Genomic DNA, 17,724 nt, shown 5'->3' with positions numbered 1-17,724 from the left:
GTAATTCTTTCAAATACCAATGTACTTTGTTTAAATTCCAACCAGATAATGTCTTGAAAGTCCCATTTAATGACGATTATCCCCTTTGGTGTTATTTCGTCATTGTAAGGGAAATAAAATCGAAGTCTTCACAGCTAAATGCGAACTATTCAAAGCAAAATACCATTAAAGGTAAATCTTTAAATAGTTGCTCTCCCCATTGGTATTTTTTAATTTAATTTTCTTTACTCTGTGCTTTTAGCCATGCAATTTCTTGTGACCAAATATCCGGATCGATAGTTTCGAGAATCAGCGGGATTTCATCAATTCTTGGATCTTGCATAATATATTTAAAAGCCGTTTCACCAATGTTCCCTTTTCCTAAACTATTATGGCGGTCAACATGGCTGGCAAGTTCACTTTTGGCATCGTTTAAATGCATGCCTCGTAAATATTTAAAACCAACAATTTTTTCAAATTCGGCGAACGTTTCTTGACAGGCTTTTTCAGTACGTAAATCATAACCGGCAGCAAAGGCGTGACAAGTATCAATACAGACACCAACGCGACTTTTATCTTCCACTTGATCAATGATTTGTGCCAAATGTTCAAATTTATAACCTAAATTAGAGCCTTGACCTGCGGTATTTTCAATTACAGCAACCACATTGTTAGTTTTATCTAACGTAATATTAATGGATTGAGCAATACGGCTAAGGCATTCATCAACTGATATCTGTTTTAAATGACTACCCGGGTGGAAATTAAGTAACGTTAATCCGAGTTGCTCACAGCGCTGCATTTCATCTAAAAAGGCGGTGCGTGATTTTTCAAGTTGTTCACTATCCGGATGACCTAAATTGATAAGATAACTATCATGTGGCAATATCTGTTTACTAGTAAAGCCGTATTTTTCACAGCGCTTTTTAAAGCTATCGATCATAGCGCTTTCAAGTGGCTTTGCATGCCATTGACGTTGATTTTTGGTAAATAACGCAAAAGCAGTTGCGCCAATTTGATAAGCATTGATTGGGGCGTTATCGACCCCACCAGAAGCGCTGACATGCGCGCCAACATATTTCATACTTTTGAATCCTGATAATTGTGTTAAAAAAGGGAGTGTATAATTAGTTTGAACCACTATTGCGTTGCAACTGATCACGTAAGTTAGGTGGCACACCTTTTATCACTAATGAATCGGTTTGCGGATCCCATTTAATTCGTTCTCCGAGGAGATCGGAATCAAAACTTAATGTTAATCCCCCTCCACTTCCTGAGAATTTTTTAAGTTGGCGCAAAGCACTACGATCAACCGGAAACGTTTCTTCCAAGTCGTAATCACTGTTTTTAACAAATTCCATAAAATTGTTATCGCCATGAGTTGGTAATTCATTAGCCAGATTTTTAAGCTCAATTTCTTCACCGGCTTGCAATTGAGCTTGGCAATAATTGTAAACATTTTCACGTGCGTGAACTTTGTCTTGTTTATCAAATTGCATTTCCTGACAATAATCATCAACCGCTTTCACTAAAGTTTTATTCTGTGCTTTGGCATCTAACCCTTCACTTGCACCTAAGTAATCCATAAAAAAGTCTGATACTTTACGCCCTACTCTTCCTTTTAAAAAGGTTAAGTAACGTTTAGAATCTGCATCGGTTTCCCATTCAGTGATATCAATTCGAGCGATAATATCAGCATGATCAATATCTAAATATTGTGTTTCAGATATATCAAGTTGTTCATTGACTAACATACTCGAACAACTATTTAAAACCGCAATGATCAGATACTCTACGGCTAAATAACGATAGTGACAAAAAACGACTGTGCCACCTTCAGCAAAAGGATATTTAGCCAGTTCATTGCGTAACTGTTTGGTAGATTCTTGACTAAAATGTAAAAAATCTTGGTTACCAAGCCGTAATTCTTTAAGGGATTGTTCAAATAAACTTTCTTCGTTGAACAGACCATATGCTTTACTTTTATTATTATAAATACGGTTTATATCTTCAATTAAATTAACCACAGCTTGTTGATTACTTAACATCGAGTCACGCAATTGTAGTTCAATTTCAGTATCGCTTTTTCTAATTAATTTATGCAAGATAACTTTTTCTATTTGTACACTCATTAGGGATTCCTATTTGGATCGCAGTATTAAATTATGATATATTTTACCAAAGCACTGAAAAAGTGCTATCAACAAATGAAAACCTGTTTGACTTATATGAGATAAACATTCCAAAATCGGCAATAACATCTTATCTACTTAAGCTTTCTTACCATTTAAAGCTACAATAGATGACGATGACTCGCTTTCTTAAAAAAATTTACTGGTATTAATTGAATATTAATTTTAAATGTTGGTTTGATAAATCGTCAAAGTAACGAATTTTGCTAATTCAACTAGCAAACATTACTGACTTTAAATAATATATTAAACTATATTGTAAACAAATAACTTTTAAAAAACCTTATTGTGGTAAGAATAACTATGGCTCACTCCAAAGATATTTATAATGATTTCAGAAATAAAAAAATCAGTTCATTATTTTGGCAATATGCATTGCCTGCGGTAATAGGAACAATTGTTAATACGTTATATAACATTATTGATGGTATTTTTATCGGTCATTGGATTGGACGTGAAGCACTCAGCGCCGCTGGGCTTATTTTGCCAGTCATGAATTTTGCGGCAGGAATAGGTATGTTAGTTGGAATAGGTTCTGCTAGCCGAATATCAATTTTTTTAGGGCGAGGCGAAAATGATCAGGCAGAAAAAGTTGCCGGTACCTCGTTTATGTTAACTGCGCTATTAAGTGGTTTAACATTGTCATTATTGCTTTTTTTTGTTGATCCCGTATTACGGTTTGTGGGGTCAAGTCCCGTTAATCACACTTATGCCAGAGAATTTTTAGAAGTCTTTTTACCTGGCAGTATCTTCCTGACATTGACGTTTAACTATAATAATATGATGCGTGCAAGTGGTTATCCGTTTAAAGCGATGGTAACGATGTTTGTCAGCGTTATTGCTAATATAATTTTAGCGCCAATCTTTATTATTGGTTTGGGTTGGGGTATGCGAGGGGCTGCTCTGGCAACCACACTATCTATGTTGATAAGTTTTCTGTTTGTCATGCAGCATTTTATTAGTAAAAACAGCAATATTAAATTGTATCTACGCAATTTCAGACTTAATTTAAAAATTGTCAAAGCGATCCTATCCATCGGGATGTCACCTTTTGCTATGCAAATTGCCGCTTCCGTTGTGGTTGTGTTTATCAACTGGCAACTTAATCACTATGCACCATTAGCCCATGAATCGAGCGATGATGCTATCGCAGCTTACTCAAATGCAAATCGACTTATTACCTTAATTATTATGATAGTCATCGGTATTAATCAAGGCATGCAACCTATAATTGGTTACAATTATGGTTCTAAAAATTACGCACGAGTTAAAGCAACGTTTTTTTATGCGGTTAAGGTTGCAACGGTGGTCACATCAATTGGATTTATACTGGGATTTTTTATTCCCGATACACTTGTTCGTGCTTTTAGTTCTGAACAGGATTTGGTTTCTTTATCAGCTATAGCGCTTCGCTATACGACACTTTCGTTTGCTTTTGTTGGATTCCAAATGGTGACAACAAGCTTTTTCCAATGTATTGGCATGGCAAAAATTTCGATCCTATTAAGTCTTTCAAGGCAGATTTTAATTTTATTACCTGCGTTATATATTTTACCGCTATTCTTTGGTTTTGATGGTGTTTGGGCAGCATCGCCAACAGCAGATCTGCTATCGACAGGAACGGCCTATATTGTGCTCTATTGTTATTTTAAATCCATTAAAAATCGAGATTGTTCATCAAAACTAAATGAATAATTTTTCAGCTGTTTAGAATCGGTTATTAGGTTAGATTAAGCCATACAATTGTATCGTTTTTGATGTTATTAATAATTATCTATAAAAAAAGCAGTACTTAATTGTACTGCTTTGTATTTAGTAAGATATTACTATTATTAGAATGAATAATTTAAACCTAGTTGTCCACCAATTCGTGAATATTTATCTGAGCCAAATCGAGTATCAAGTTGAGCATAAGCACTTAGTGATTTTGTCATGCTTCCACTCACACCGACTTTAAACTCTGCGTAGTTTTTACCTTGATTTGAGTCAACATGTTTTCCTTTTACTTTCGCTTCTGGTGAAGATGAATCATATAGCCAGTTTGCTTCAATAAATGGTAACACGCCGTAACCCGATTTTGTGCTTTGACCATAGTAACGTGCACCTAGGCGTAATTGCGCACCATCTGCATTAATGTTGTCAACTTTACCTGCACGACCTAAATTAAACTTATCACTGTCTAACCAGGTATAACCAATTTGAGCATGTGGCTCAAGTAACCAGTTTTTCTCATCGCCTTCAAGGACAATTAATCCATAACCAACTTCAGCAGATAAACTTAATGCGTTCCCATTATATTTGCTTGAATAGTTTCTTGAATTTGATAAATGAACTGAAGTTTTATGTTTGAACCAGCTATATTGTGCCCAAGTATCGACATAAAGCCCTTCACCATTGGTTTGTGCATTCCAGTTACCGTAAACCCCTAAGTTATAACCACTAACACTGCCATCACCGTTACGTTTACTGTGTTTTTGTTGAGTGTCTATTGAGCTGTGACCGTATCCACCATAAACCCCTACTTTAAATTGGTCTAAAGATAATACATCCACACCCATTTCAATCACTGATGTCTTCATGTCTATTGATTGTCTACCATTAAACATATCAGTCTGAGTTCGGTCATAGCTATAACGCATCCAAACATTTGAATCCGGTACATAAATTGAGGTATCACGGTCGTGAGCACTATGACGGAACATATTTAATGCCGCTAATTGGTTACCAAATACTGATGCTACTATCGGTGATTTATAAACATTTGAAAATGCGTTGGTATATTCAATGACTAATTTGCCATTTTCATCACGTCCAATTGTATAGTCAAATTCACTATCTTTTTTCTCAATGATATTCCAGATAGCATCATCTTGACCGACAACATCAACTAGATTGATTTTACCGCGTTCTGAATTTCCTCGGCCGATTTCAGTTATATCAATATTGGTTTTTCCTGACGTATTACCTTTTACGACAAGTTTATCTGACTCACCTTTTTCTGTATCCACATACATATTCAGTTTGCCATCTTCACCACGGTAATCACCATTGACAGTTAATACTGTATTTGCTGAGTCTTTACCTAAATCGATAGTTCCACCATTGACTAAATTGCCAATTGTTTGGTTATGATCTTCTAAATTAAGTGAACCTTTCTTATCAACGTTATAGTTAGATTTTTCGCTAAAGACATTCTCGGCTTTCGCGTTCCAAGAACCACCAGTTATATTGGTGTTTCCTTCATAAGTATGTTTACCACTAATAAAGTTATCACCAGAGATTACATTGACATTGCCTTTTCCATTTGCTTTGCTATCAATATCCCATCCTACTTGATAATCATTATTAGTATGATTGAAATTAAGTTCACCCGCTGGTAATGATGGATCTTGATTTGCAAAATGGATAACCGGCACATCAATTGCTCCCGCTTTTTGTGGCGCTTCATTTGGTTTACCACCAATATTTAATTTACCGCCCTCATTGATGGTTATACCATCATTTTCACCATTAGCGTTTTTAGTTGTGTTTATTTTGGCATCATTAGAAACCGTGATTTCACTTTTATTACCAATTGATATATCCTTAACCACATTCAATGCAGAATCAGTTCCATCAACAAATACTTTACCGCCATTTCTAACAACTAAAGTACCGTTGACTGTATCACCAATATTGGCTTTAGCACCATTTAAAATATTTAGCTCAGCATGACCCGTATTTACATTTTTTTCTGGCCCTATACGCATAGTGGCCGCATTTAATGTTGAATCCTTACCTATAACATTAAAAATTGCAGTACCATTTGCAAATCCAAGCAATAGCGTATTTTTTGCATCAAATAAGCCGCCCTCTATGACATCAACTTTGGCATTACCATTAGCGCCAACAAATACTTGAATTTTCGATTTTTGAATGAATGCGCTTCCTTTACCTTTCACTGTTAGGGTGGTATTAGAACCAGCTTCACTTCCTATACTTGGCGAAGCCCAAGCAGTATTAGTGAAAGTACCACCATTTGTGATTAATACATTCGCATCACCACCTTGGAAACCAAAGTATGCAACACCCTGAGCATTAATAAGATGTCCATTATCAAGAATTAATTCACCTGAATTTCCTGCGCCTCGACCAACTAAAATTCTTGCTAACGATAGCGTACCGCCATCACTAATCGTTAGACGTCCTTTTCCATTTGTCCCTGACCCTAATGAATATTCCTCATTGGTTATTTGACCACTTTGAATTGTGCCAGTACCATTACCTTTAATTGTTTCATTCGAATTAATATGAATTGGTGCAGCTAATGCACTTTCAGACATCGCAGCTGTAATCATGATGGCTGCTGCAATTTTACTTACTGAAGATTTTGTTTTGCCTTTGGCTAGTTCCGATACTGCCAAGCTTATTCCTTGTCTATTTTTTAAAACTTTGTAGATTTTATTCATTTATTAAATTTCCTTGATTTTACGATATTAAACATAACCACTAGTCTTTTAGAAAGTTATGTAAAAATATTATTGATCGGATTAAATGATCAATCAATATTCAATCGATCGAAAATTTCTTATAAATATTGTAAGCATTATTTAATCTATTGTTTTTGTTTATTAAATATTAATTAATTCAATGAAAAAACAATGAAAAGTTTTGATGAGATAATTTTCAGATAAACGTAAAAACCGCTAATCTAATTTTCGCTTAAAAAGTGATAAACATTGGACCTATTTTGCACACCAAACTTCTCAATTTATAACGGTTGATAACTTGGCTAGCTGACATAGACAACGCAAATAAATTTTTAATAAAATTTCAATGGTAAGCCATTATTTTATTTTTTCTCTATGATATTTATTAAATTTTTTTAACATTTACAGCGCTATTTATTAAACGATTTTTATAACAACATTATTTTTTTAGATTTAACATTGGGAAGATAACATTTTCGATGTACTGAGTTGAGGAAATAGACTTCAGCTAAAATCTGGGTTTTCAGGCACTCTTAAGAGTACCTGATTTTAAAAGAGAATAGTTAATCGTTGTGATGCTAGATTTTTGTTGAAAAAAGTTGATCTGTTTGGTGATCAAGATAAGCTTGATTGACAAGTATTCCATCATTCACACCTTCAACTTCAGGCCCTTTATCCGTTTGTTTTAACATTTTTTTCGTAATGGTTAAAATACTTTTTTGCTGACATTTTGGACATTGGCAATATTCATAATTTAGCATTGACATTTTATCGTCAGTCTTTTTAACGAGCAAATCCCGAATATCTTTTTGAAGTTCTACATTGGCTAATGCATCGGCATAATTACCTACACGACTATTATTAATATTGTTTTCTAATTCTTCACTAGACAAAGAATGGAAAAAATATTTTTTGTACCAAGTTTGGCAATCTTCACAAAAGGCATCTTCTAAGAATAAAGCTGTTAAAATTGGGTAAAAGAAGACTAAGAATTCAATCAGATAAACGCCAGCTAATAACATCCCTGAAATTGAACCTTTTGATGAGCTACCTTTAGTAATCGTGATTTCACGATAAGGAATGATATCATCTATTAATAAAGTTATAGTATCAATAGGCGATAAAAACAGTGAAATCCAATTGGACAAATAATGAGTGTCAAATAACAAAACTTCAAAAGTAACCAAATTTGAATAATAGGCAAACAAGCAGATTAAAAAAGTCATTAATATATTGATTTTGACATTACGGATCTTCGCTAATTGAGATAAATTAGATTGCAACATGATTATCACATAACACATCCCCACAATAAGACCGATATCAATAAGAATTAATGGAGAAAAATGAGAGATTATGGCATATACAACGCCAAGTAAAATAGCCACAAAAATACCCAGCAAAGTTAAAACAATCGTAGAGCCCAGATTGAATTTATTTGAAAATTGATAGTGTTCAGTTGAGGTGTTCATTATTTTTCCTTATATTTATAGATAAATCTACTTTGATTATTTCAATAGAAAAATTAGATAATTTATATTATTGACAGCAAGTGAAACCGTCATTATTTTCATAAAACATATCAAAGCTTTTTTGAGAGCGGCGTATTTTAGTATGAGTAAAAGGAAAGAAAAAGGGATTTTTTTAAATGTTGAAATCGAGCTATTTTTAAATTCATTAACTTCTCAATATTTTGATAATAAAATCAATTGATATTGAGAAGAATTACGTTGTTATATCTAATTAATAAAATTATTCGATATTTTGTACTTGTTCTCGAATTTGTTCTATTAAAACTTTTAATTCAATGGCACTAGCCGTGACATCGGCATTAATAGATTTTGAAGCAATGGTATTCGATTCACGGTTGAATTCTTGCATCATAAAATCAAGTCGACGTCCAACGGCTTCATTTTTCTTCAAAATTGCATAAGTTTCTTTAACGTGTGTCATTAGACGATCAAGCTCTTCAGCAACATCAATACGTTGAGCCATCATGACAATTTCTTGTTCAAACCTTGAGCTATCTAATTCGATATTGGCTTCAGCTAATTTAGTTTGTAGACGCTCTTTTTGCCATTCTAAAATCTGTGGCATCCACTGACGAATCTTTTCAACTTGTTCCGTTATCCCTTCGAGCCGTTGGATGATAAGCTCACCTAATGCTTTACCTTCACGTTCACGTACAGTAATAAATTCATCAATTGTCGAATCTAATATTGCTAAAAGTTCTTGCGATATGGTATCTAAATTTTGCTCTTTAGCTGATAATACACCTGGCCAACGTAAAACATCGATAGGATTGACTTCGCCGGATTTGTGCTCTGACTGAATCCAATTAGCTGCATTTAAAATTTGTTTAGCTAGATCTTGGTTTAAAGATAATTCTTGATGTTGAGCAGCAGGATCCAATTCAAAACGCAAATGGCATTCAATTTTACCCCGCGTTAAACGATGACGAAGCCGTTCACGAATAATAGGCTCAAGTGAGCGAAACTGTTCAGGCAAACGGATGTAAGTTTCTAAATAACGTTGGTTGACCGAACGAAGCTCCCAAGAAGCGGTCCCCCATGGTTGATTTACTTCTTTTCTGGCATAAGCGGTCATACTGGAAATCATAATGGCTTCCTAAATTTAGTAAAAAACTTGCTGGGCATTGTATCACAAATTCTGTATAATGCGCTCTTAGCTTAGGCTAAACATCAACCTTTTCTTGTTGATGTCCTCCTAAATGGTAAATTCAAATAATTTTTTAAATATAACTGCTGGAGAAATGCATGCGCCCGTCAGGTCGATCTGCGGAACAAGTCCGCCCTATCAAAATTACCCGTCATTACACTAAGCATGCAGAAGGTTCTGTATTAGTAGAGTTCGGTGAAACAAAAGTACTGTGTAATGCAACTGTCGATGAAAGCGTACCCCGTTTTTTAAAAGGTCAAAATCAAGGTTGGGTCACGGCTGAATATGGTATGTTGCCTCGTGCGACTAATTCAAGAACGCAACGGGAAGCGGCAAAAGGTAAACAAACAGGTCGCACAATGGAAATTCAACGATTAATTGCTCGTTCATTAAGAGCAATGATAGATCTTAAACTTTTAGGCGAATATACCATTACCTTAGACTGCGATGTCATTCAAGCTGACGGTGGTACAAGAACAGCTTCAATTACTGGCGCGTGTGTAGCGCTAAATGATGCGATAAATAAAATGATTGCCGAAGGTAAAGTTAAACAAAATCCGATTAAATCATTGGTCGCAGCGGTGTCTGTCGGTATTGTCGATGGTCAACCTGTATGTGATTTAGAATATATTGAAGATTCTAATGCTGAAACTGATATGAATGTAGTAATGACTGATGACGGACGAATTATTGAAGTTCAAGGAACTGCCGAAGGTGAACCTTTTAGTCATGACGAATTATTAAAATTATTAGAATTAGCCAAAAATGGCATTGCAACAATTATTGATGCACAAAGACAGGCCTTAAAAGATTAATTGGAGAGGATCGATGAAATCATACAAAAGTGAATTTATTGAATTTGCTTTAAATCGGCAAGCATTGAAATTTGGCGAATTCACCTTAAAATCAGGTCGAAAAAGTCCTTATTTTTTTAATGCGGGTTTGTTTAACACCGGTAAAGATTTAGCGCTTTTAGGTCGCTTTTACGCTGCTGCTTTATTAGATGCCAAGCTCGAATATGACGTAATTTTTGGTCCTGCTTATAAGGGGATTCCGATTGTATCATCAACTGTCGTTGCATTATCTGAACATCACAACGTTGATGTTCCTTACTGCTTTAATCGTAAAGAGGCAAAAGATCATGGTGAAGGAGGCAATTTAGTCGGCAGTTCGATTTATGAGCAACGTGTTATGCTGGTTGACGATGTTATTACTGCCGGAACCGCAATACGTGAATCGATGCAAATATTGGAAGATAATAAATCAAAATTAGCTGGCGTATTAATTTGCTTAGACCGACAAGAAAAAGGTCGTGCCGATCTTTCTGCAATTCAAGAAATTAAACAAACTTATCATTGCGAAGTGATTTCAATTATTACACTTGATGATTTGATCCAATATCTTTATCAAGATCCAACCAGACAAGATCAAGTAAAACTAGTTGAAGCTTATCGTGAGCAATATGGTATAAACTAAAGTAAACTCTTACACAATCAGCTAATGAAATAAAAGCGTTGAAAAACGCTTTTACATCTTTTTACAATCCCATACATTTTTTAGACATTTAATCTGCTTTTTATCTATAATCTAGATTAGATTTATTTAGCCTTTTATTAGCAATTCAACAAGTATTTTTATAAACAAATAAACCTTAACTGTAGGATAATAAGATGAAAAAAACAATTTTATTTGCCATGTTACTCAATATTGGTATCGCCTTTAATAGTTATGCTGCTAACTCAGTTAATCAAGAATTGAATGTCAATAATACTTATCTTCAATTACAAGAATTAAAATATGGCAAAAATTTAATACCTGTGGGAAAAGTTGAAGCCAAAATTTCTGAAACTGTCGTATTAAAACCTGACACAGTACAATTTTCTGTAACTTTACTAACTGATGCCGCAACACCTAACGATGCCTCAGATCTCAATGTAAATATAATGAAACAATTTAAAGATGAATTATTGAAGTTGGGCTTAACTGAAGACAATTTAGAGACAATTGGTTATCAAAACAATGTGAGAGAGATAAATCAAGAAAATAGTCAAGAAAATTCAAAATATCAAGCAAATATGAATATTGTTATAAAGATTGATAATAACGATAGCTTTGTTGATCTCAATAAAATATTAGATAAATATAATATCAATGATATTCATCAAGTAAAAAGCGATAAAGTTAAAAATCTCTATGCTTTCAATATTCGCGAAACAGCCCAAACTTTAAATAACGCCAAAGATAATCTTTATAAAAAATATTCAACCATTACCGATGAATTAAAAAAACTTCAATTAACTGATTTCACCATAACCAATTCAGATACGGATAAAATATCACCGGAAAGAATTACTGTAAAACAATATTATGTTCAGCATAATCTTATGGTCAAAACAACTAAGCTTGACCTTATTGGTAAAATTATTGCTAAAGCTCAAGAATTAAAAATGGTTGTCAATGATGATACTTATTACACCGTTTCGAAAGAAGCCGTTCAAAAAGCAGTTGAAGAGCATGAAGCAATATTATTAGCTAAACTTAAAAATAAAGTTGAAAGACTACTGGCGAAACAATATCTGTTAGGTGCACCAATACAACTTGATATAAGCGGTGGAGAATTTGATTTGCATTCCGAATACAATCCATCTCAACGTTATGCGAAAAGATTGTATGCTGATGGAAATATGAGGGCAGATGTTAATATTTATGCTCCAACAGAGCATAAAATAAATCTAATTTTATCAGGTACTTTTGAAACACTTAAACCTATACAATAAACTTTTAAGATAAACCTATTATTAATTGAGCACGCTCTCCTTAGTTAGCTTTTTAACTAAATGGTAAATAGTCGGAGAGCGTTTAAACCCGAATATACTTACCATTTTATTTATAATTTAAAGTATTTATTGTACAAATAGTTTACTACATCAATCATCCATTTTTTCAAGCTACTCTCTTAAAACTTCGATTCATTTAGAATGGCTCTGCACATAAAATTTAGCATTGTCGTAATGGTAGATAATTGTTGAAAAATCGAATGGTTCTCCTGCCGATGTATAAAATATCTCTTCAACACATAACGCCGGATCGCCTGCTTGTAAGCCTAAGTATTCCGCTATTTCAGCGTCTAATTTTATCGCTTTGAAATACTTATCTGAAAAACCAATGCTAATTTTACAGATATCTTTCACATAACTAAATATTGAATGCTCAGCAATTTCTTTATTCAAATATGAAACCAGTTTTTTGCGATAATAAGATTGTTCAAATCCATATATTTCGCCGTCCACATATCGCAAACGCTTGATGTAATAAACGTGTTCATCATCACTACATCTTAGATTTTCTTTTACTTTTTTGTCTGGTTCAATAACATCTACGTTAAATACTTGCGATGCACCAGGAAGATCGTTTAAATCTACACTAAAGCCGTGACTCTCTAGAAAATTGAGATATCCACTTTTTTTAGGCTGTCTGACAAAAATACCACTACCTTGTATTTGATAGATTACGCCATGGCGTTCAAGTTGATTCAAGGCTTTAATAATGGTTGTCCGACTGACTTGATATTGGTTAATTAACCCTTCAATATTGGGTAATTGGGTATCTTTTGGCAATTTTTGTTGATAAATTGTTCGTTTAATTTTTTCTGCAACATCCTGATATTTTAACATTTATTTCCCTTCTCTGTTTTTTAGATAGGCATATCCCATTTTATACAGGTTATTTTAATATTAAAGCAAACAAATTTAAAATTAGATCTAGATCACAAACAATAAAATTGGTAATTAACAATTTTCAATTTGTCGATAAGATAAGCTAACTGTATTTTTTATAAGGAACTTTAAACAATGTCATCAAAGATTCGAGACTATAATAAGTTGGCTGTTGATATTTTGAATGAGCTGGGTGGTGAAGATAATATTGTCACAGTCGCTCGTTGTGCAACACGTTTACGTTTGGTAACCCAAAAAACACCCGAAAATGCTAAAGAAAATATTGCTAAATTCCCTGGCGTCATAACCGTTGTTGAAAAAGGTGGACAAATTCAGGTGGTGATTGGCACAAATGTCGATAAGGTCTACAATGCTTTTATACAATTAATTAAAACAGATAATAAAGTTGCAAGTTCCGAAAATAAAAATATATTAAATCTTATCATTGCAACTATGTCAGCCGTTTTTGCGCCTTTCGTTTATGTTTTAGCCGCATCGGGAATATTACAAGGGATTCTAATCTTAATTAAATTAGCCTTTCCTGATTTCGGAACGACAGGCACTTACCAAGTATTCAATTTCATTTCGTGGGCACCCTTCGCCTTTTTACCTATTTTTATTGCGATTACAGCATCACAACATTTTCGCTGTAATATTTATATCGCCGTGGCGTGTTGTGCAGCCTTGTTATCACCAACCTGGGCTGAATTAGCGGCGCTCATTAAATCAGGACAAGAAGTTAATTTATTTGGTTTGGCATTGTCTGAAACTACTTATACATCTACGGTTTTACCCCCTTTATTCTTAGTTTGGTTGTTATCTTATTTAGAACGATTTTTAGAGCCACGTTTACATAGCATCATCAAACCACTCCTGATGCCTCTTATTTGCTTAGTCATTATGGTTCCGCTTACTTTGCTTGCAATCGGTCCGCTGACTGCAAATGCTGCACATTATATTGCTAATGGGTATAACTGGATTGTTAATCTTGCACCATCTGTGGCAGGTGGATTAATCGGTGCAGTTTGGCAAATATTTGTTATTTTCGGTGTTCATTGGGGAATCACCCCCGTTATCATTGAAAATATTAATCAATACGGTCAAGATTCATTCCAAGCTTTCCAAACAATTGCTGTTATTGGTCAAGTGGGCGCGGCGTTAGGATTCTATATCAAAACCAAAAATAAAGATATGAAAGGGGTCTCTTTATCCGCATTTGTTACCGGTATTTTTGGTATTACTGAACCGGCTATATATGGTGTGAACTTACGTTTCAAAAAACCTTTCATTTATGGCTGTGCATGTGCAGCAATAGGCGGAATTGTTGCTGGATTTTTTACACCTTATTACTATACCTATGCCGCTTTGCCGGGTCCGTTAACTATAGTTAATGCGATTAACCCTGAACACCCAGGATCATTTATTGGCGTATTACTTGGTTCAGCAATTGCCCTGTTTGGACCTGTATTATTGATACAAATTTTAGGGACGGGTGAAACAAAATTATCCTCAAACGATTCAATCGAAGATGATACGCCAAATGTTTTACTTGATGAGATTCAAATTACCAGCCCAATGACAGGGAAAGCGCTGCCACTGAGTGAAGTCCCTGATCCTGCCTTCGCGCAAAAGTTAATGGGAGAAGGTATCGCAATTGAGCCAACGGATAATCACGTTTATGCCCCTGATGATGCGCAAATTACTGCAGTATTTGAGCGTTCAAAGCATGCAATTGGTTTGACCTTAAATAATGGTGTAGAACTATTAATCCATTGTGGTATCGATACAGTTAATTTAACAAATAACGAATTTAATTATCATGTATCATTAAATCAACAAGTTAAAAAAGGTGATTTGCTTATCAGTTTTGATCCAGACGCAATTATAAAAGCGGGTTATCCATTAATCACCCCAATTATTATTGTTAATAGTACGCAGTATCAGCAAATCACTTTAACCGATAAAACAGACGTTACAACTCAAGATATCGTATTTGACATTAAGCAATAACAAGGAACACAGATATGAAGCAAAAAAATTTTTTATGGGGTGGTGCATTAGCTGCCCACCAATTTGAAGGCGGTTGGAATGAGGGCGGTAAAGGCCCAAGTGTCGTCGATGTTATGACAGCAGGTGCACACGGTGTGCCAAGACAAATTACGCAAGATATTGAAGCAGGAAAATTTTACCCAAACCATACCGCAATTGATTTTTATCACCATTATAAAGAGGATATTAAACTATTTGCGGATCTAGGACTTAAATGTCTTCGTACTTCGATTGCTTGGACAAGAATTTTCCCTAAAGGCGATGAACTGCAACCTAATGAAGAGGGATTACAGTTTTACGACGCGGTATTTGATGAATTAATTGCCAACGGAATTGAACCGGTCATTACCCTATCCCATTTTGAAATTCCTTTGCATATTGCTCGTGAATATGGGGGATTCCGTAATCGTAAAACGGTTGAGTTTTTTGAACGATTTGCGATCACCTGCTTTGAGCGTTATAAAAACAAAGTTAAATACTGGATGACATTTAACGAAATTAACAATCAAATGGATACGAGTAATCCTATTTTCTTTTGGACTAATTCTGGTGTACAAGTCAAAGCAGGCGAAAATCCGCAAGAAATCCTTTACCAAGTTGCTCATTACGAACTCTTAGCCAGTGCTAAAGCCGTGATCGCGGGTAAAAAAATCAACCCAGATTTTCAAATTGGCTGTATGATTTCTCATGTACCAATCTATCCATACTCATGTAATCCTGAAGATATGATGGCTTCAGAAATTGCAATGCATCAACGATTCTTCTTCCCTGATGTTCATGTCCGAGGTTATTACCCTGCTTATGCATTAAAAGAGTTTGAGCGTGAAGGTTATAAACTTGATATTACGCAAGAAGATTTAGCATGTTTGAAACAAGGCACAGTTGATTACATTGGGTTTAGTTATTACATGTCTACTGTCGTTAAAGCCGATGTCAAAAATGATAACCGTGACAATATCGTCAATGGTGCTTTACCAAATGCGGTTGAAAATCCTTATATTAAAAGCAGTGACTGGGGATGGCCAATTGACCCTGAAGGCTTACGCTATACATTAAACCGTTTATATGATCGCTATCAATTGCCGTTATTTATTGTAGAAAATGGTTTCGGGGCAATTGATCAACTCGAAAATAGTCATCAAATACATGACCAACCTCGAATTGAATATCTCGGTGCACATATCAAAGCAATGTTAACAGCAATGGACTATGACGGGGTCGATGTTATTGGGTACACCGCATGGGGAATTATAGATGTTGTATCCTTTACTACTGGCGAAATGAAAAAACGTTATGGTGTGATCTATGTTGATCGTGATAACGAAGGTAATGGTAGCATGAAACGGTATAAGAAGGATTCCTTTGATTGGTATAAACAAGTCATTCAGACCAACGGTGAAAACTTAAAATAACGACTTAGTTAAGCCAAACTCATTTATGGGGATTTTGTGATATTTCAATCATCCCCATAAATTCAGCTTAACACCTTAGTGCTTTAAATAGCTAAAAAGGGAAGATTAACTGTTTGTCTAATTGTGGATCAATAAGGGTAACATGAAAGCCAATTAACCTAACCCCCCTATCATTTCGTCGTTCTTGCCAAACTTTGTACGCTTGTTCAATCAAATCTTGTTTATCCAACTTTGCCCAGACATGTTCTTGTGTCGTGAGTTGAAAATCATCAAATTTAAATTTTACCCCTTGTCGGGCAATCGATAAATCTGTTCTGACTTTACTTAATCGTTTTTCTAACTCATCATAAAGTGGATCGAGTTGCAGTAAACAGTCATCCCAAGTATGAATATCATCAACCAAAGTACGTTCAACACCCACTGATTTACGTTGCCGGTCATTACAAACTTCGCGTTCATCAATGCCTTGACATCTTTCATAAAGCACTCGACCAAACTTACCAAATTGATTAAGTAATTTGGTTAAATCATACTTCACCACATCTCGACAAGTAAATAACCCTAGTTCAGCCAGTTTTTTTTCAGTGACTTTCCCCACACCCGGAATCTTTTTAAGAGGGAGTTGCTGTATGAACGAATCAACTTCGTCAGGTGTAATCACATATTGACCGTTAGGCTTGTTCATGTCTGAAGCAATTTTAGCTAAAAATTTAAGTGGCGCAACACCAGCTGACGCAGTTAAACCCAGTTCATTAAATATAGCTTGGCGAATGTCTTTGGCAATTAATGTTGCCGAACCATGGCAAAGTTGACAATCAGTCACATCTAAATAAGCTTCATCAAGTGATAAGGCCTCGATTGCTTGGGTATAACGCTGAAAAATTTGATGAATCTGGTTTGAAACTTCTTTATAAACAGCATGTCTACCCGGAATAACTTTAAGATTTGGACACAGTTTTACCGCTTGTGCCATTGACATAGCACTATGAATACCAAATTGTCGAGCAAGATAATTGGCTGTTGCAACAACACCTCTTTTTCGTGGGTCACCCCCAACAGCAATGGGGATATTACGGTATCGAGGGTTGTCCCGCATCTCAACTGCCGCATAAAAACAATCCATGTCAACATGAATGATTTTTCGCATAATCTGAATGATAGCATCTAAAATATAACTGTATAAATATACAATACCATACCTTAAATGCTTGTGCAATCAGGATATCAA

Annotated in this window: 14 protein-coding genes; 7 read left to right on the top strand and 7 right to left on the bottom strand. The window is 34.9% G+C overall.

The features are described from left to right. Positions 1-218: hypothetical protein (locus J3U35_RS02460; RefSeq protein WP_267359322.1), on the top strand; the 218-nt coding region annotated here is incomplete at its 5' end. On the opposite strand, the gene nfo is transcribed toward J3U35_RS02460, so the two are convergent. Together nfo and yejK are read right to left on the bottom strand one after the other, a co-directional pair. Next, complete coding sequence (gene nfo / locus J3U35_RS02455) at positions 215-1,063, bottom strand: deoxyribonuclease IV (protein ID WP_267359321.1); 849 nt, start codon at positions 1,061-1,063, stop codon at positions 215-217. The two genes, J3U35_RS02460 and nfo, sit on opposite strands and share 4 nt — an antisense overlap. Positions 1,064-1,106: 43 nt before the next feature. Continuing rightward, a complete protein-coding gene (yejK, locus tag J3U35_RS02450) occupies positions 1,107-2,111 on the bottom strand; it encodes a nucleoid-associated protein YejK (protein WP_267359319.1) in 1,005 nt (334 codons plus the stop codon). Between the two features lie 363 nt (positions 2,112-2,474). On the opposite strand from yejK, the gene J3U35_RS02445 reads away from it, so the two are divergent. Further along, complete coding sequence (locus J3U35_RS02445) at positions 2,475-3,866, top strand: MATE family efflux transporter (protein ID WP_267349680.1); 1,392 nt, start codon at positions 2,475-2,477, stop codon at positions 3,864-3,866. A gap of 137 nt (positions 3,867-4,003) precedes the next feature. On the opposite strand, the gene J3U35_RS02440 is transcribed toward J3U35_RS02445, so the two are convergent. From J3U35_RS02440 to J3U35_RS02430, 3 genes are all read right to left on the bottom strand, one after another. Beyond that, positions 4,004-6,619: an autotransporter outer membrane beta-barrel domain-containing protein gene (locus J3U35_RS02440; RefSeq protein ID WP_267359317.1), complete on the bottom strand. Its 2,616-nt coding sequence runs from the start codon at positions 6,617-6,619 to the stop codon at positions 4,004-4,006. Between the two features lie 599 nt (positions 6,620-7,218). Further along, positions 7,219-8,112 (bottom strand): hypothetical protein, encoded by an 894-nt coding sequence (locus tag J3U35_RS02435; RefSeq protein ID WP_267359316.1) that lies wholly within the window; start codon positions 8,110-8,112, stop codon positions 7,219-7,221. Positions 8,113-8,392: 280 nt separating this feature from the next. Continuing rightward, the gene (locus J3U35_RS02430; RefSeq protein ID WP_267352166.1) at positions 8,393-9,259 is read right to left on the bottom strand and encodes a YicC/YloC family endoribonuclease; all 867 of its coding nucleotides are present in this window, start codon (positions 9,257-9,259) and stop codon (positions 8,393-8,395) included. 158 nt (positions 9,260-9,417) lie between these two features. Here J3U35_RS02430 and rph point away from each other — a divergent pair, with 158 nt between their 5' ends. The 3 genes from rph to J3U35_RS02415 all read left to right on the top strand — a co-directional run bounded on the left by rph (position 9,418) and on the right by J3U35_RS02415 (position 12,096). Then, a complete protein-coding gene (rph, locus tag J3U35_RS02425; protein WP_220215281.1) occupies positions 9,418-10,134 on the top strand; it encodes a ribonuclease PH in 717 nt (238 codons plus the stop codon). A 13-nt stretch (positions 10,135-10,147) separates the two neighbouring features. Then, on the top strand, positions 10,148-10,795 hold the full coding sequence (gene pyrE, locus J3U35_RS02420) for an orotate phosphoribosyltransferase (protein WP_267352167.1): 648 nt from the start codon (positions 10,148-10,150) through the stop codon (positions 10,793-10,795). A gap of 194 nt (positions 10,796-10,989) precedes the next feature. Continuing rightward, on the top strand, positions 10,990-12,096 hold the full coding sequence (locus tag J3U35_RS02415; RefSeq protein WP_267359314.1) for an SIMPL domain-containing protein: 1,107 nt from the start codon (positions 10,990-10,992) through the stop codon (positions 12,094-12,096). A gap of 192 nt (positions 12,097-12,288) precedes the next feature. Here the strand turns inward: J3U35_RS02415 and J3U35_RS02410 are convergent, their stop codons facing one another. Continuing rightward, a complete protein-coding gene (locus tag J3U35_RS02410; RefSeq protein ID WP_267359312.1) occupies positions 12,289-12,993 on the bottom strand; it encodes a GntR family transcriptional regulator in 705 nt (234 codons plus the stop codon). Between the two features lie 177 nt (positions 12,994-13,170). Between J3U35_RS02410 and J3U35_RS02405 the strand changes: the two genes are divergently transcribed. Together J3U35_RS02405 and J3U35_RS02400 are read left to right on the top strand one after the other, a co-directional pair. Further along, positions 13,171-15,045 carry a glucose PTS transporter subunit IIA gene (locus J3U35_RS02405; protein ID WP_267359310.1) on the top strand — a complete coding sequence of 625 codons (1,875 nt, stop codon included), beginning with the start codon at positions 13,171-13,173 and terminating at the stop codon, positions 15,043-15,045. A 14-nt stretch (positions 15,046-15,059) separates the two neighbouring features. Then, a complete protein-coding gene (locus tag J3U35_RS02400; protein WP_267359308.1) occupies positions 15,060-16,496 on the top strand; it encodes a 6-phospho-beta-glucosidase in 1,437 nt (478 codons plus the stop codon). Between the two features lie 91 nt (positions 16,497-16,587). On the opposite strand, the gene dinB is transcribed toward J3U35_RS02400, so the two are convergent. Beyond that, entirely contained in the window at positions 16,588-17,643 is a 1,056-nt protein-coding gene (gene dinB / locus J3U35_RS02395; RefSeq protein WP_267352172.1) for a DNA polymerase IV, read from the bottom strand. Positions 17,644-17,724: the final 81 nt, after the last annotated feature.

Origin of the sequence: Gilliamella sp. B2717, from assembly GCF_026536675.1 — a bacterium.
In the GTDB taxonomy this organism is placed as follows: Bacteria; Pseudomonadota; Gammaproteobacteria; order Enterobacterales; family Orbaceae; genus Gilliamella; species Gilliamella apicola_I.
This window is presented reverse-complemented; position numbering and strand designations above follow the sequence as displayed.

Excerpts from the sequence above, each read along its gene's own strand:
- nfo (WP_267359321.1), bottom strand. The coding sequence starts at position 1,063 with ATGAAATATGTTGGCGCGCATGTCAGCGCTTCTGGTGGGGTCGATAAC.
- yejK (WP_267359319.1), bottom strand. The coding sequence starts at position 2,111 with ATGAGTGTACAAATAGAAAAAGTTATCTTGCATAAATTAATTAGAAAA.
- J3U35_RS02445 (WP_267349680.1), top strand. The coding sequence starts at position 2,475 with ATGGCTCACTCCAAAGATATTTATAATGATTTCAGAAATAAAAAAATC.
- J3U35_RS02440 (WP_267359317.1), bottom strand. The coding sequence starts at position 6,619 with ATGAATAAAATCTACAAAGTTTTAAAAAATAGACAAGGAATAAGCTTG.
- J3U35_RS02435 (WP_267359316.1), bottom strand. The coding sequence starts at position 8,112 with ATGAACACCTCAACTGAACACTATCAATTTTCAAATAAATTCAATCTG.
- J3U35_RS02430 (WP_267352166.1), bottom strand. The coding sequence starts at position 9,259 with ATGATTTCCAGTATGACCGCTTATGCCAGAAAAGAAGTAAATCAACCA.
- rph (WP_220215281.1), top strand. The coding sequence starts at position 9,418 with ATGCGCCCGTCAGGTCGATCTGCGGAACAAGTCCGCCCTATCAAAATT.
- pyrE (WP_267352167.1), top strand. The coding sequence starts at position 10,148 with ATGAAATCATACAAAAGTGAATTTATTGAATTTGCTTTAAATCGGCAA.
- J3U35_RS02415 (WP_267359314.1), top strand. The coding sequence starts at position 10,990 with ATGAAAAAAACAATTTTATTTGCCATGTTACTCAATATTGGTATCGCC.
- J3U35_RS02410 (WP_267359312.1), bottom strand. The coding sequence starts at position 12,993 with ATGTTAAAATATCAGGATGTTGCAGAAAAAATTAAACGAACAATTTAT.
- J3U35_RS02405 (WP_267359310.1), top strand. The coding sequence starts at position 13,171 with ATGTCATCAAAGATTCGAGACTATAATAAGTTGGCTGTTGATATTTTG.
- J3U35_RS02400 (WP_267359308.1), top strand. The coding sequence starts at position 15,060 with ATGAAGCAAAAAAATTTTTTATGGGGTGGTGCATTAGCTGCCCACCAA.
- dinB (WP_267352172.1), bottom strand. The coding sequence starts at position 17,643 with ATGCGAAAAATCATTCATGTTGACATGGATTGTTTTTATGCGGCAGTT.